Origin of the sequence: Arenibacter algicola, from assembly GCF_018860365.1 — a bacterium.
GTDB lineage: Bacteria > Bacteroidota > Bacteroidia > Flavobacteriales > Flavobacteriaceae > Arenibacter > Arenibacter algicola_B.
On the sequence record NZ_JAHKPO010000018.1, the window covers coordinates 347,144 to 362,320 of the forward strand.

Consider the following 15,177-nt stretch of genomic DNA (forward strand, 5'->3'; position numbering starts at 1 on the left):
TAGGACAAATTTACTAATAATATATTTTTAGGACAAGTTTACTAATGAGTAAAAAAAAGAAATCGATTTTGGAAGCCGCCAGGACTTTATTTAACGAAAACGGCTATCATGATGTCACTATAAGAATGATTGCTTTAAAAATGAATATGAGTTCAGGAAACTTAAATTATCATTATAAAAAGCGGGAGGATATTTTTGAAGCTTTATATTTTGAAATGGTTTCAGAATTTGATCAAAGAATCCATGTGTTACCGAAAACCGAGGTGTCAATTGAACAACTTAGAAATGATGTTGTGAGCAGTATGAAGAGAATGTTGGATTATACCTTCTTTTGGACCGATTTATACAATCTTCTGTCCATAAGCGATAGGGTGAGGGAACATTTCCAAGAAGTTTACAAAAAAAGGATAAGTGGGTGTTTTTTGTTATTCCAAAAATTGAAACAAAAAAACTTGATGAGGGAAGCATCATTTGAAAAGGAGTATAACTTTCTAGCAGAAAGAATGATTAATTATGGTAATACTTGGCTGTACTCCAGTCGACTTTACTCAAATAAGTTGGATACCCATAATATAGATTATTACGTGAATGCCTACTTAAGTATATTATTTCCCTTTCTTACATCTCAAGGGAAAAGCGAATTTCAAAATTTATTGCCAGAGCTTTTTGGGTGATGTGCTGTTGCTAGTTCTTTGTTCCGCTCAATAATTTTTATTCCTAACCATTTAATAGTATAAACTAAAATGGCTATCCAGGCAATTGAAGTCAGTAGACCTTTTAAAACGGTAAAGGTACTTGATATAAGGACTATGGTTTCGGATGTCTCGATTGATTTCGTAATCATTAAAATAACACATATATTTTCTGCATAATCAAAGATCATCGCCAAGAACGGAATAACCAACAGTATTGATGTTACCTTACTAGTTGTTTTGGTTATTTTAAAAAGTCGAAACAAAAGGCTACTTAAGAATAGTGCCATTAGAAAAGGATACAGTACATCCAACAAGGTTAATTGTGGAAAAAGGTAAAGTGCAGTAGTCCTATCATTTAAGTTGTTTACAATTGATTCCGCCACGGAAACATCATATCCAAAGGTTTGGAGATCGAAAACTTGGGTTCCAATTTGATCATTGATCACCGGCAAAGTAAATATCCACATCAGGAGCAGGACCAAGTGACTGGCAACGAACGAAATACAAATTTTCTTTACTGAGGAAGTTTTTAGGAGCAAGGAATTTAAAATAGACATAATGAATGTTTTTGATTAAAAATCAAAGGTTAGCAATTCATCAGAAGATTCCATTAACAAATGATAAGCGTTAAGATTGTGTTCTTAATCTACTTAAAGAAATAGTGGTTACCCCTAAATATGAAGCTATGTCAGAATGGGGTATGAGGTTTTCTATATTCGGAAAATTATCTCTTAGAAGCTGTAACCTGTCCTTACCTTTAAGGGAAGCCAATGCTATTTCTTTTTTAACTTTGCCCATTAATTCATTTCTTAATACAGTATTGCCGAAATGTCTGATTTCGAGATCTTCCACCATTAATTGTTCAAACTCTTCTGCATTGATAGTTGCTATTACGGTATCGGTCAAAGCGCGTAAATTGATAATGGATTTCCCGTCTTTATGTCTTGTTGTATAAGGGGATATTATTGAGCCCGACATAAAGAATGAAATTGTTACATCATCTCCTTCCGGAGTGTATAGAAAACTTTTACAGATTCCCTCAAGAATAAAATACTCCAGATTATTATTTTGTCCCACGGCAGTTATTAGTTCTCCCTTTTTTACATCAATGTATTCCGCTAACTCTTGGATTTTTGCCAATGATTTACTCGAAATTGGGGATACGGAGTTAATAATTGCACTAAGCTTTTGATACATCTCTAAAAGTTAAAATAATGGCCTTACACCTTAATAATATAATTTGAGGGGGTTTTAACGTCTGGACTGGTAAGTTGTAAGATAGCATTATTTAAAAAACTAACCCCTGAAAACCCTTTATTTTCTCATTAATTGTATTCAGTGTATTCCGCATTTCTCTCCTTAGCATAGGGGTTGTTCATCTCTCAATTCCTCCATTTCAGCAAGGGCCAAGTCGAGCTTTCTCAATATTCCCCCATAAATCGTTTTTACATCCTTACTATGAATTGCCTTACTGAAAATGCCCATCAGAACAGCCGCAATTATAATGATAATCGTGGTGTAGATATGTAGCCCGAACACCATATCATTTGAGTTGGCTGCGACCATTTCCCGCTTGCCAGCAAATATATCGGAAAACCAGATTCCAAAGTAGAAAACAAGTATTAGGACAGGATATACTACCCTATACATTTTTCCATACCTATCTATAGATTTGGATATCCAATCCTTAAAGGATTTTAAAAAAGTATAACTGCTTTGCCCTTTATCTATCTTTTCCAAAGCCTTTAATTCATGGTAAGCGGTGTATGCAACCCAGAGCATCATTATTAGTACAATACTGCCGGCAAGCAAAGCTCCTGCAAAATAGGACGCAATAAATAGCAGGGAAGAGCCAATGATAATTCCCCATATATTGATCAAGAACAATTTTTGGAATTTATCGATGATATGAATCGACTTCATGTTGTAAATGTCGTTTACCTTGGGAGCAATTAATGCATCCCTATTTAGGAAACCTTCTTTCCAAATGGTTTCAATTGATTTTTCCATCTAAGATTTTTTTTAATCGTACTTTAATTCGTTTTATCCGCACCCCAATATTATTTGGGTTGGTGCCAATGATATCTGCAATTTCTTGGTAGGTTTTTTCTTCCAGATAAAGCAAAATCACCCCTCTGTCCACCTCGGACAGCTGCCGAATTGCAGCATAAAGCTGCTCAAGGGAATCGTCGATAAAAATACGGGGCTCATCCGATATATCTGAGGGTAGCTTATCCGAGGCTATACGCTGACGGTTGTTTTTCTGTTTCTTCAACAAGGTCATGCATACATTAAGAGATAGTCTATATACCCATGTAGACCACTCGGAACGTGCCTGAAAGTTATTTCTGCTTTTCCAAATTTGTAAGCACACCTCTTGATAATAATCCTCGAAATCTTGCTGGGTATTGGTATATGCCCTGCATATCTTTATGATAATTGCGGCATACGGCAAAATGGAAGATGTATAAAAATCGTTGCTCACTCTTCTAGTTTATTGGCCTGGTTAAAGGGTATTATATCATCTTCCCTGCATCCTTGGCCCGCGAATCCAAATTACGTCCTATGACCAGGCCGATTAGCATTCCGAGGGCAATGCCGAACGATATACCCAGAGACCGCTCAAAATTCGAAAGTACTACTATTCCAAAAATAATTCCAAATGATGATCCCAATCCTATACCCAGGTTGGTGTAATATCCTTTAGGGGTTAAGGAAAAAGTATCCTTCAAATATTTTAGAAACTGTTTTAGTGCTTTTTTATTTTTTGTTGTAGTTGCATTTAATTGAAGAGCATCAAGTTGCTGTTCAATAGATTGAATTTCAGAGTCCAACAAGTGACTGTTCTCTAAACTCGTCAATATCTGAATGAACTTTCGGTAAATCTTAATTTCAGACTTTTTAGTCGATTTGGATTCCAAATTTTTGAAATGGTCAAGTGCATTTTTTAGTGTCATAATTTTAATCTTTTCTTGGTTAGTGGCTAAAGACAAAGATTATTACACCCTATGGATGTTTTTTTTAAAAAGATATGCGTTTTACCGGTAAAATTACTCTCAAGTACATTGGTAATGACCCCACCCAATGGCTAGTGTAAGAGGGAAGATGTGTTCATACCACCTTTTTGCCCCAACAAAGACCACTTTCTGGCTTTATTCTATTTTGCTCAAAAATAAATTAGGAAAAATGAAGCCACTTTATAAATATAGAAAAAACCTGGAATTGAAGACCTACCATGGAATTCTTATAACACAATTATTTGTTTGTTACATTTCTTATATACTTAGTTACATACGTAATATTTGAAAAGGGTTTCTTTCTATAGTTTTGGTTTTAAATCAGAAACAATCTAAAAACAGAGAACATGAAATCAAAAATTTTATTTATTCTGGCCATTTTTTCTTTATTATTAATTGGTAATTCCTGTGCAAGCGACAATGAAGCTTGTCAAGAGAGTCCTGAAGTTTGTGCATGTTTTAATAATTTTGTTAGGTGTGCTTCTCCGGTCGGAACTGCAGAGATCCAGTCAGACTCCCTTAAGGCCGTATCCAAACTCCCAGTTAGAAAAGAGTAAAAAATAAAGCGGGCCAAAGGCTTTTTTTGGAACAAGGACTGTAAATAGAATTACAGAGTACTATTGTGAAATTTGAAGTGCAAATTCATATAACTAAGAGTGAATTGTTTTATTATGGTATTGAGTTCCATATCCTGTTCTAATCGGGAATTAAATCAAGGTATGCGTTCCAAGGGCGGTAATATTATTTTACTTCCTTTTAAAACAATCGATTTGTTAGATCCATTAAAATCCAGCCACACTCCAGCCTTTGCGATACTTACGTTGAAGATATTTATTGGCCTCTGGATGATTTGGGAACAACATATTGGCCGGATCCCATTCCAAGACAGTGCCTGGCAGTCGTATGGCAACCGTACCCAATAGGATGGCTTCGGTCATGGGGCCGGATTGAGCAAAATGTGATTCTGTTTTTTCACTACCCAAACAGGCATCCACAAAATGGTGGTAGTGATTGCGGTCATCCAATTTTGGCATTTCGTAATCTATATATTTATTTTCTGGCAATAGAACGGGCATTTCACGGTGAGGAATGAGCAAGGCTCCTTCGGTTCCAATGAGAATGGCCGATTCTGCTGGATATGGTTTCCCATGAAATAAAGCTTGTATTTCCCAAGGCGGGTAAAACTCCCCGTCAAACCATTCCACAGGTAGAACATCCGATTCGGTAAACTCGTTGCCAGGGAACATCCAAGTGATATGGTCGCCCTGCGGCCATGTATCCCCGTTTCGTTCCGAAGATTTCTGCCACGACTCTTGGACCTTGGCCACGACCGACGTAGGTGCTTGTAGTCCAAGGCCTTTCCAAACGGCGTCAAATATATGACATCCGATATCTCCGGACCACCCAGTTCCAAAGTCTTGCCACGCTCTCCATATGGCCGGATGATAGATTTTGGGAGCATAGGGGCGCATAGGAGCGGTTCCGGTCCAAAGGTCCCAATTTAAATGGGGAGGCACTTCCTGACCTTTAGGTGGGCGCGGGCCTGGCAGCCTATAGGTCTCTATCGCTGCTGGACGGTTGGAGCAGAGATAGGCGTGCTTGATTTTTCCCATAACACCATCCTTAATGATTTGAACTGCCGAACGATCACCTTTGCCAGAGGCATGGTGGGTGCCCAGTTGGGTTATTACCCCGACCTTTATTGATGCTTCGGTAAGTTTGCGAACTTCTGCTACATCATGGCACAAAGGCTTTTGACAATAGACATGTTTACCATTTTGAATCGCCTGATAGGCAATGACGAAATGATTATGGTCCGGTACCGTTACATTCACCGAGTCAATAATATCGTCCTCCTTTTTAAGAAGTTCACGCCAATCGGAATATGTACGGGCATCCGGAAAAAGTTCCGCTGCCTTTTGCAAGTTTTTTGCGTCTACATCACATAGAGCTACGATTTGCACGTTGGGATGTTGCTTAAAATTTTGGAGGTCGTGCCAGCCCATTCCACCGACACCTATACAGGCATGTTTTAGTTTGTTCTTTGGTGATGCCAAACTTATGGCGGAAGTTCCCAAAAAAGGAACTGCGAGTGCTGCTGTAGTAATTGAATCCAAGAATCTTCGTCGTGATACCGATTTTTGTTGTTTTGTCATAGAAATATGAATTGTGGGATCGACTTATTTTAATCCCATGGTTGATTGGCTGAAAATTTATAAAAGGTAATAACTAAAATTCAAAATAGACCTATTAACTGCAGTTTTCTATTTCTATAATGGCAAGGATATCACCACCTTATTCATTTATCCAGTGTTATCTAAAAAGGCATTGTGATCATACCATGACCCACTGTTTTTCCCTGATTTGACAAACATCTTTCAATGTAACAAATAAGGGACTTAATTCAATGCTAAACAAAAACTTAATTAGTTAACCCGAAAATTTCGAATCCTTATTAAAAATCACCATTAAAATCTGTTTATCATTTTTAAATTCTTCCCGAATTTTTTTATATGCTATCCGCATCTGGCTTTCCACCGTTTTTTCTGAAATATTGAGTCGTGAGGCAATTTCCTTGTACTTTAATCCATCCCTTTTATTAAGTAGTAATATCTCCCGACACTTGGGGGGTAATTTGTCAACAACCATTTTTAACTTTTTAATTTTATGGTCAACATGGCTTACTTCTTCTATAAGGCTCTCTTTGGCCATATTGTATTTAAGCTCATCAAAGATTTTATTTTTCCGTTGATTTTTCCGGTAAAGATCTATAAAGGAATTATAGGCGGTGGTAAACAAAAAGCTCTTTAAGGCCGGACTTTCCACTAAATCAGGGCGCTTTTGCCATAAAGTAATAAAACAGTTTTGGACTATATCCTTGGCCTGGTCGTGATTGTTCGTAAGTGTTTTGGTATAGGCTAGCAGTGGTCCGTAAAGTTGCTCAAATACTATTTTAAAGACATCTTTTTGCTGCGGCATTTTGGATTATAAGTCCCTCAATGTATAAAGGGGGTGGTTAATAAAGTTAGCTGGTTTGTCACAAATATGAAAAATATATTTGCCTTTTTTAAGGGTTTTTTGTTTTCTGTTCGTTTCCACTAAGAATACGCAATTTAATGTGTTAATAATTAAGGGAAATCAATATTGAGGAAATTAATAAATAAATACTTGGATGATTCCATTGATGGTGTTGAAATGGAGCGACTTAAGGTTTGGTTGGAAAAGGAAAAAAACCAAAAGAAGTTCAAGGCCATTGTAGAAAACCATTATCAATTGAATTTAGGTCTACAGGAAGTGGATTTGGAAAAGGAGTATTCCCTACTGTTGCATAAAATCCAGGACAATAGGATTGCACAAAGACGCTCCAGTACCATATGGTATCAACGGGCCGCAATTCTTATAGCCCTGTTCGGGATAGGTTATATAATGTATTTAACCCTGGGCAAATCCGATGAACCGTATATAGATGCCAATGCCATTACCATAAAACAGGAGGATGGAAATATTCAGGTTATTAAGGAAGATGGCAGTGTAGTAATTGTTGATAGCTCGGGTAAAGTTGTTGGCCGGCAAGATGGAGGTGAATTGGATTATAAAAATGTAGGGACTTCCAATTCCAACAATCAAGTTGAAGAAAGTCTTGTCTATAACGAATTGGTGGTGCCCAATGGGAAGAAAATGAAATTGATTCTTTCCGATAGTACCATAGTCCACATTAATTCCGGCACCCATTTTAAGTATCCCGTTCGATTCTTAAAAAATCAGAATAGAAAAGTTTTCTTGGACGGGGAAGCCTTTTTTGAAGTGTCTGAAGACAAGAACAACCCCTTTATCGTTAACACCGATGACATTAATATCCGTGTACTGGGAACCAAGTTTGATGTTAGTTCCTATGCAAACGATGACACTGTTAGCACTGTATTGGTAGAAGGTGCTGTTGAATTGTACCAGACCAGTGGGGAACTAAGGGATAAGGACGAATATTTACTGGCCCCAGGGCAAATTGCGTCTTGGAAGAAATTGGAAAACGACATGGATATCGCAGTGGTCGACGTAAATGAATATACTTCCTGGATCAATGGGCAGATCATATTTAAGATTAGACCATTTCCAGAAATTTTAAAGGTGTTGGAGCGCCATTATGATGTTTCCATTACCAACAATTACAGACTTTTGGACAGTCAGCAATTTTTTGCAAAGTTCGATACGGAGACTATTGAACAGGTAATGACCTATTTTCAGAGTAGTATCCCTTTTTCATATATCAGGGTAGGAAATAAAATTGAAATAAACCAACCTTAAATAACAGTTGCCTATGATTTAACATTCTATTGACCCATCATCTTATAACATAAAAAAATCGGGATATGCTGCTACATACCCCGATAGTAAAAGGTGATTAAAATATTAACCACAAAAACTAAACAAAAGTATGAATAAAAAAAACATTCGTTTGGGAATGCAGCATGCATTGTATCCCAATATCAGTTTAAAAATGAAGTTAACCACTCTTTTTTTAATAATTGCCTTATTTAGGGTACAGGCCAATACCTATTCACAGGTTGCCAAGATTACTTTGGATCTCGATTCCGTTGGATTAATGACGGTATTTGAGGAAATTGAAGCAGGTAGTGAATATAAATTTTTAGGAAACCAGGACGTAATAGATAGGGACCGAGTGGTTTCAGTACACGTTAAAAAGGAAAGGATCCACAAAGTATTGACGGATTTGTTTTCTGGAACCAATATCTCCTTCAGAATATTGGATAGACAAATTATCCTGAAGAATGAACCGAACCTGCAAGCGCAGTTTGGCCCAATGCCTAAAATTGATAAGATTGCCAAACCACAACTAACGGTAAGTGGAACAATTGTAGACAATAACGGAACTCCACTTTCGGGTGCCAATGTTGTGGAGAAAGGTACAGTGAACGGGGTAACAGCCGATTTTGATGGACAATTTGAAATAGAATTGTCCTCTGCCAATCCAGAATTGGTGGTATCCTATCTTGGTTTTGCTACTAAGGAGATATTGGTCAACGGACAAACCAACATGACTATAACCCTGCAGGAAAGTGCCGCTGGACTGGAAGAGGTTGTGGTAGTGGGATATGGACAGGTAAGGAAAAGTGACCTAACCGGTTCTGTAGCTTCCATTAAAGGTGAAGCCGTTAGTTTGCAGGCGGTGGGCAATCCGGTGCAGGCACTGTCCGGAGTAGCTACGGGAGTTCAGATTCTACAAAATTCAGGACAACCAGGTAGTGGTCTAAGTGTCCTGATCAGAGGGGGAAATTCACTTTTGGGGGGTAACAATCCTTTATATGTTGTTGATGGCTTCCCTATTATCGGAGATCTAAGTTCCATCAATCCCAATGATATTTTATCAATAGAAATTTTAAAGGATGCTTCTTCTACCGCAATTTATGGGGCAAGAGGAGCAAATGGAGTGGTTATTGTTTCCACAAAGAAAGGCAAGGAAGGCAAGACTTCCATTGAATACAATGGATATACCGGATTCCAAAAAGTGAATAACACCATAGACATGTTAAACGCCAAGGAGTTTGCTACCCTTGCCAATGTGAGGGCCTCCAACGATAACATAGCTCCTTATTTTACCAATGCTGAAATTGCATCCTTTGAAAATGGTACCAACTGGCAAGACGAAATATTTCAGAATGCAGTGATTCAAAACCATTCAATAACAGTTTCGGGAGGTAATGATAAAACGGTGTTCAATGTTTCTGGTAATTATTTTAATCAAGAGGGAATTATCATAAACTCGGGTTACGAGTATTTACAATTAAGATCTAGCCTGGAACATAAGATCAATTCCAAATGGAAAGTTTCATTTAATAATATATTGAGTAGAAAGAAAAACAATAATATTTTCAGTAATAATACAGAACGGGGAGCTGGTGTGTTGAGCGGGGCCCTTATTTCCCCACCTACAGTTTCTGTGTTCAACAGCGATGGCGAATATAGCAATGTTAGACCTTATGCCTTTAGTCCGGACATAGTGGAGAACCCTGTGGCCATGGCATTGGAAAGGAAACAATTATCCAGGGAGAATGCATTGCTGCTCAATATAATTGCAGAAGGTAAAATCACCAATGATTTGGTACTGTATTCTTCTATAGGGGTGCAATATGAGAATACTAGGGGCGACAATTACTCCCCATCAATATTTCAACCCTCCGCAACTGGATCCGCCTCAATTTCCTATAGGGAATTTACGGATATAGTTAACGAGAACCTATTGACGTATTCCAAGGAAATTAATAACGATCACGATGTAAAAGTTATGGGAGGGATCACTTCCCAAAAAACATCAAATCAATCCTTAAGTGCTTCTTCTACTGGTTTTTTATCAGACATTCTTGAGAATAATAGCATACAGGCAGGTAGTTCCCCCGGAACCCCTATTTCAGCAAGTAGTGAATACTCCATACTTTCAGGTTTAGGAAGACTAAACTACGGTTATAAGGGTAAATATTTACTTACTACCAGTATACGGGCCGATGGTTCTTCTGTTTTTGGTAAAGCCAATAAATGGGGTTACTTCCCTTCCGCAGCCTTGGCATGGCGGGTAAGTGAGGAAAACTTTTTAAAGGAAAACGATTTTATTGGCAATTTAAAATTAAGGGCCAGTTGGGGTAAAACCGGCAATACGGCAGTTTCTCCATACCAATCGCTCTCAATATTATCCAGTTCCCAAACCGTCTTTGATGACAATATTAATATAGGATACGCACCGGGAAGTTCTATGCCAAACCCCAATCTAAAATGGGAAACTACGGCTCAGACAGATTTTGGGGTCGACTTTGGATTATTTAGAAATAGATTTCAAGTTACTTTTGACTACTACTATAAAAAGACAGAAGATTTGCTGGCTTCCATACCAGTTATTTTGTCATCTGGATATTCTTCCCAAACTACAAATTTGGGAAGTATGGAAAATAGAGGATTTGAGGTGTCATTGGATTCAAGGGTTTTAGAAGGAGATTTCAGTTGGGATCTAGGGGTTAATTTTTCGTCCAATCGCAACAAGGTATTGAGTTTGCCCGAAGGTGGCGATATTTTTGGAGTTGGACTAGGAAATGCACTTCCTGCAATGAGTTTGGTTCGTGAAGGCCATCCCGTTGGAGTCTTTTATGGCCTTGTGGAAGACGGACTCACCGATGATGGGCTGATCAATTACGTTGATACGGATGTAAATGGTACCATCAATAGTTTGGATAGACAAATTATAGGGGATCCAAACCCGGATTTTATTTTTGGGATCAATAGCAATATGAGCTATAAGAACTTCGGATTAACAGTATTGGTAAGTGGTTCCCAAGGTAACGATATACTAAATTACAATTTGTCCAATGTGGCGGATGGATTTAGTTTCGGAATTAATCAGATTCGAGATGTTTTAGGCAATTACTGGACAGTAGAGAATCCCGATCCAAATGCCAAATATCCAAAGATAAGTTCCAATACAAGATACCAAGGTTCGGATAGGTTCATTGAAGACGGCTCCTATGTTCAAATTAAGAATGTACGCCTGTCATATACCTTGAAAGGGGATACTTTTAAATCCTTGCCAATTCACAATTCTCAGATATTTGTTAATATACAGAATCTGGCCACCTTTACGAATTATTCATTTTATTCACCTACACTCAATACTCATGGAGGTGGGATTTCTAAAGGGATAGATCAGTTCGGATATCCTGACACCAGGACGTTCATGTTAGGTGTTAGAATTAACTTATAAATATTTATTACTAAAATATTAGAAAATATCATGAAAAAAATACTATCATATACACTAATTTTTCTGTCCATTATATCGTGCAGCGATTTCCTGGAAGAAGTTCCTGAGGACAGACTTACTGAGAATAACTTTTACGGCAATATGGATGATGCCGTAGCCGCCGTAAATGCCATTTACGTCCCCGCCAGGAATAATTTCAGATCGCTTTATATGCTAATGCTCGATATCCAGGCAGATTATGCAAATGGAAGAGGTTCAACACAGCCCTTAGGTGAGTATCAAGGATTTGATCAAACCAATATCAATAGGGCGGGTACCATGTGGGAGCGCTTTTATCAAAGCATCAGAAACGCCAACATTGCCATTTCCATGATCGATAATATTGATCTATCCGATACGGACAAAAAAGCTTTGATAGGTGAAGCCAAGTTTATGAGGGCCTACTGCTATTATCATCTTGTGAGAAATTGGGGAGGCGTTCCAATTTACCTGGAAGAAGAAGGGGAAGATACAGGTCGCAGAACAGTTGAAGAGGTATATCAAGTTATTATAGACGATTTAAAAGCAGGTGAAACCGATTTGCCGGCTACCCCGACCCAGTTTGGAAGACCTTCAAAATGGTCCGCAAAATCACTGCTTGCCGAAGTTTACCTAGACCACAAAGACTATGGTTTATCTAGGGATAAAGCACAGGAAGTAATCGATTCTGGAATGTTTTCGTTGATTGAGGTAGCAGCCAGCGCCGATTTCAATAATATTTTCGGACCCTCTGTGAATGGTTCCTCTGAAGAGATTTTTTACATGAAGTTTAGCCATCAGGATGGCTGGGGATGGCCTATGAACCTATTATGGAGTGAAACGCAATTTTCTCCCTTCGGTAATTATGTTATTTATTCCGTACCTGGACCATTTTTTGACAATTGGGACGATGCCGATCTCCGAAAGGAGTGGAACGTATTTACAGAGTATGTAAATAGGAGTACAGGGGAATTGGAAACCTTGCCGTCTTCTACCCCAATTCTATGCAGTAAATTCAGGGATCCAGATTCCCCGGAAAGGGAAGGTCACGCCAATGATTATCCAATTTTGCGATATGCCGATGTTCTGCTAATATATGCGGAAGCTTCCGCAATGGCCGATAATTCGGTGTCCGCCTTGGCTCTTGAAAGCTTGAATAAAATAAAAAGGAGAGGTTATGGGTATCCCACCAACCTAGCCTCACCGGTTGATTACCCAAGTAGTGGGTGGACGGCGGAGTCTTTTAGGGAAACTGTTTTACAGGAAAGGGCTTACGAACTTTATATGGAAGGAAAACGATGGTTCGACCTAAAACGTACTGATAAAGCCAAAGAATTGGTCTTACAGAACACAGGGAAAACCGTACAGGATGTTCATTTATTGTGGCCCATTCCACAACAGGAAATAGATACTAATCCAGATATCAGCCAGGCTGACCAAAATCCGGGCTACTAGTGCTTTAAAATTTGGATCGGAGAAGCGGCAAAAGACCACTTCTCCGATTTAATATCCCATATTTTCCTTAAATGGAACTGCTCTATTTCCAAGGGTAATGATCATGATTCTTATGGAATGTCAAGGCTGTTGCTCTATGTCCTATATTCAAGTTTTATAGGGATGGAAATCAGTCGTTTGTAAATAATCATTTACATATTCATTAATTTTAGTTGAAATGAAAAAACGCAATACTTGGCTCTTGTTTAATAGCACTTATTTTTTTCTTCTCCTTATAGGCTTGTTTTTTATGGGGAATATAAAGATCCAAGCCCAATCCAAGGCGGCCATAAAATGGACAGAAGGTAATCCCTCCCTGGTAATCGACGGTGAAACCTATCCACCTTATGCCTATATGTCCTATTTGGGCGAGGAGGAATTTTACAAGGAAATATCGGCAACCGGAATCCATATTTACAACATTCCGGCCTATTTGGGTGAAGGGGGAATCAATACTGTTTCGGGTATAGGTGCTTTTAGGACTCCCATTTGGTTGGCTGAAGGCAAATACGATTTTAGTGGATTGGTCAAGGATTTTGAAAAGATTATTAAAGCAGATCCCAAGGCAAAGGTTATTATCCGTTTCTATTTGGACCCACCGGAATGGTGGACACAATTATATCCGGAAGCAGCCGCACACCTCCCGGATGGTACCATTTTTCGTCAATGCTTCGCCTCGGAAGTCTGGAGGGAAAAAACAGCAGAGGTATTCCGTGACTGTTTGGATTGGCTTTTGGCTTCCGAATACTCCCCCTATTTGGCTGGAATCCATGTTGCCAGTGGCCTAACAGAGGAATGGTTTTATCATCCCAAGCAATATCAGGATCAAAATCCGGTACGTTTACAAGCATTCAGACAATGGTTGAAGGAAAGTTATAAAAACAATAATGCCTTGCAAAAGGCATGGAACAACCCTTCACTTACTTTTGAAAATGCCCAATTGGCCAATATTGATGAACCTGCCAAACGCAGGGAATGGAGGAATCCCGATCAGGATCTGAACTATATTGATACGTATCGCTTCCAAGCAGAGGTCTTGGTCAACAATATTGCCTATTTCAGCAAAATTGTAAAAGAAAAGAGTCATGGCAATCTTTTAACGGGAGCCTTTTCCGGATACCACTATTTTGTAGGCGACGCTAGGCGCGGACACGGGGCCTTGGCGAAGTTGTTGGATTGTCCGGACCTGGATTATCTCTCGAGTCCAAATGTTTATAATAGAGTAATAGGGGAGGATTGGCCAGCCATGGCAGCTATCAACTCGGTTCACCTCCATGGTAAATTATGGCTTACGGAAAACGATACCAGAACCTCCATAACTACCTTGTTGAAAGATCGATCAACCGGGATAGCACCTCCAGGACAGTATGAGAGCGGGGTATGGTTAGGTCCGGAGGACATGGACACTTCGGTATCCTTTTTATGGAAAAACACGGCAAGAATGTTGGCCTATGGATATGGAGGCTGGTGGTTCGATATGTGGGGCGGATGGTTTAGTGATCCTGAACTATTGGATGTTTTAGCCAAAACACAGCAATTCCACAGCACATTTCCTCCATCCCAAGGTGAAAGAATGAAACCACAGATAGGGGTAGTGGTGGATGAAGAAATCTCTTTTTGGGATCCCACCTATGGCCATCTTACAGAGAATATTTTATCCAATCGTTATCCACTTGCCAAAACAGGGACTTCGTACAACCTATTTCTTCGTACGGATCTAAAAAGCATGCCAACCGCCCAATATAAGGTAGTTTGGCTAATGGGGTTTCTTGAACTCACTTCCAAGGAGGAATCCCGAATAAAAAAGTGGAACAAAAAGGGAATAACCGTACTATGGACCAATGGCAAAGGAACCAAAATTTTCGATCCAAATGAAGGGGAGTTGTTTATGGATGGAAAATTTAAATGGTCGGCTTCGGAATTGGGAGAAACCTGGAGAAAGGCAGGTGTACATAGGTATATAGATACGGAGGATGTATTCTATATTGGCCGAAACTGGATGGGTATACATACCATAGAAGGTGGGGAAAGGACCATCAATTTTCCATTTAAGGCCCAGGTGATAGATCCATTGGAGAATAAAATACTACATGATGCCACCAGACAGTTCCAATTGACATTGAAACCAAAATCAACAGTACTCTTAAAAGTCAACCCCTTGGAAGACTAAATTATAATCTTAAAGAAAGAC

At 38.9% G+C, this 15,177-nt stretch carries 13 protein-coding genes; 6 read left to right on the forward strand and 7 right to left on the reverse strand.

Going from position 1 to position 15,177, the window contains the following annotated elements:
• The first annotated feature begins 44 nt into the window (after positions 1–44).
• A complete protein-coding gene (locus tag KO529_RS17035; protein ID WP_215949066.1) occupies positions 45–674 on the forward strand; it encodes a TetR/AcrR family transcriptional regulator in 630 nt (209 codons plus the stop codon).
• Here the strand turns inward: KO529_RS17035 and KO529_RS17040 are convergent.
• The 5 genes from KO529_RS17040 to KO529_RS17060 all read right to left on the reverse strand — a co-directional run bounded on the left by KO529_RS17040 (position 644) and on the right by KO529_RS17060 (position 3,652).
• Positions 644–1,252, reverse strand: a complete 609-nt coding sequence (locus KO529_RS17040) for a hypothetical protein (protein ID WP_215949067.1) — start codon at positions 1,250–1,252, stop codon at positions 644–646. The genes KO529_RS17035 and KO529_RS17040 overlap by 31 nt on opposite strands.
• 70 nt (positions 1,253–1,322) lie before the next feature.
• Positions 1,323–1,892, reverse strand: a complete 570-nt coding sequence (locus KO529_RS17045) for a Crp/Fnr family transcriptional regulator (RefSeq protein ID WP_215949068.1) — start codon at positions 1,890–1,892, stop codon at positions 1,323–1,325.
• A gap of 162 nt (positions 1,893–2,054) precedes the next feature.
• Positions 2,055–2,705 (reverse strand): hypothetical protein, encoded by a 651-nt coding sequence (locus tag KO529_RS17050; RefSeq protein WP_215949069.1) that lies wholly within the window; start codon positions 2,703–2,705, stop codon positions 2,055–2,057.
• Positions 2,689–3,180: an RNA polymerase sigma factor gene (locus KO529_RS17055; RefSeq protein ID WP_215949070.1), complete on the reverse strand. Its 492-nt coding sequence runs from the start codon at positions 3,178–3,180 to the stop codon at positions 2,689–2,691. The genes KO529_RS17050 and KO529_RS17055 overlap by 17 nt, the downstream gene beginning before the upstream one ends.
• A 31-nt stretch (positions 3,181–3,211) precedes the next feature.
• Positions 3,212–3,652, reverse strand: a complete 441-nt coding sequence (locus KO529_RS17060; RefSeq protein ID WP_215949071.1) for a hypothetical protein — start codon at positions 3,650–3,652, stop codon at positions 3,212–3,214.
• A gap of 407 nt (positions 3,653–4,059) precedes the next feature.
• Here KO529_RS17060 and KO529_RS17065 point away from each other — a divergent pair, with 407 nt between their 5' ends.
• Positions 4,060–4,269: a hypothetical protein gene (locus KO529_RS17065; protein ID WP_215949072.1), complete on the forward strand. Its 210-nt coding sequence runs from the start codon at positions 4,060–4,062 to the stop codon at positions 4,267–4,269.
• 225 nt (positions 4,270–4,494) lie between these two features.
• Here KO529_RS17065 and KO529_RS17070 read toward each other — a convergent pair whose 3' ends face one another.
• Entirely contained in the window at positions 4,495–5,868 is a 1,374-nt protein-coding gene (locus KO529_RS17070) for a Gfo/Idh/MocA family protein (protein WP_215949073.1), read from the reverse strand.
• A gap of 274 nt (positions 5,869–6,142) precedes the next feature.
• A complete protein-coding gene (locus tag KO529_RS17075; RefSeq protein WP_215949074.1) occupies positions 6,143–6,691 on the reverse strand; it encodes an RNA polymerase sigma factor in 549 nt (182 codons plus the stop codon).
• A gap of 165 nt (positions 6,692–6,856) precedes the next feature.
• Between KO529_RS17075 and KO529_RS17080 the strand changes: the two genes are divergently transcribed.
• The 4 genes from KO529_RS17080 (at position 6,857) to KO529_RS17095 (ending at position 15,156) form a co-directional block, all read left to right on the forward strand.
• Positions 6,857–8,014, forward strand: a complete 1,158-nt coding sequence (locus tag KO529_RS17080; protein ID WP_215949075.1) for a FecR family protein — start codon at positions 6,857–6,859, stop codon at positions 8,012–8,014.
• A gap of 130 nt (positions 8,015–8,144) precedes the next feature.
• Complete coding sequence (locus KO529_RS17085; RefSeq protein ID WP_215949076.1) at positions 8,145–11,474, forward strand: TonB-dependent receptor; 3,330 nt, start codon at positions 8,145–8,147, stop codon at positions 11,472–11,474.
• Positions 11,475–11,504: 30 nt separating this feature from the next.
• On the forward strand, positions 11,505–12,947 hold the full coding sequence (locus KO529_RS17090) for a RagB/SusD family nutrient uptake outer membrane protein (protein WP_215949077.1): 1,443 nt from the start codon (positions 11,505–11,507) through the stop codon (positions 12,945–12,947).
• Positions 12,948–13,164: 217 nt separating this feature from the next.
• On the forward strand, positions 13,165–15,156 hold the full coding sequence (locus KO529_RS17095) for a beta-galactosidase (RefSeq protein WP_215949078.1): 1,992 nt from the start codon (positions 13,165–13,167) through the stop codon (positions 15,154–15,156).
• Positions 15,157–15,177 lie beyond the last annotated feature (21 nt).

Bases quoted from the DNA above. Each gene is read 5' to 3' on its own strand.
- KO529_RS17075 (WP_215949074.1), bottom strand. From the start codon at position 6,691: ATGCCGCAGCAAAAAGATGTCTTTAAAATAGTATTTGAGCAACTTTAC.
- KO529_RS17040 (WP_215949067.1), bottom strand. From the start codon at position 1,252: ATGTCTATTTTAAATTCCTTGCTCCTAAAAACTTCCTCAGTAAAGAAA.
- KO529_RS17090 (WP_215949077.1), top strand. From the start codon at position 11,505: ATGAAAAAAATACTATCATATACACTAATTTTTCTGTCCATTATATCG.
- KO529_RS17085 (WP_215949076.1), top strand. From the start codon at position 8,145: ATGAATAAAAAAAACATTCGTTTGGGAATGCAGCATGCATTGTATCCC.
- KO529_RS17095 (WP_215949078.1), top strand. From the start codon at position 13,165: ATGAAAAAACGCAATACTTGGCTCTTGTTTAATAGCACTTATTTTTTT.
- KO529_RS17070 (WP_215949073.1), bottom strand. From the start codon at position 5,868: ATGACAAAACAACAAAAATCGGTATCACGACGAAGATTCTTGGATTCA.
- KO529_RS17045 (WP_215949068.1), bottom strand. From the start codon at position 1,892: ATGTATCAAAAGCTTAGTGCAATTATTAACTCCGTATCCCCAATTTCG.
- KO529_RS17060 (WP_215949071.1), bottom strand. From the start codon at position 3,652: ATGACACTAAAAAATGCACTTGACCATTTCAAAAATTTGGAATCCAAA.
- KO529_RS17065 (WP_215949072.1), top strand. From the start codon at position 4,060: ATGAAATCAAAAATTTTATTTATTCTGGCCATTTTTTCTTTATTATTA.
- KO529_RS17050 (WP_215949069.1), bottom strand. From the start codon at position 2,705: ATGGAAAAATCAATTGAAACCATTTGGAAAGAAGGTTTCCTAAATAGG.
- KO529_RS17035 (WP_215949066.1), top strand. From the start codon at position 45: ATGAGTAAAAAAAAGAAATCGATTTTGGAAGCCGCCAGGACTTTATTT.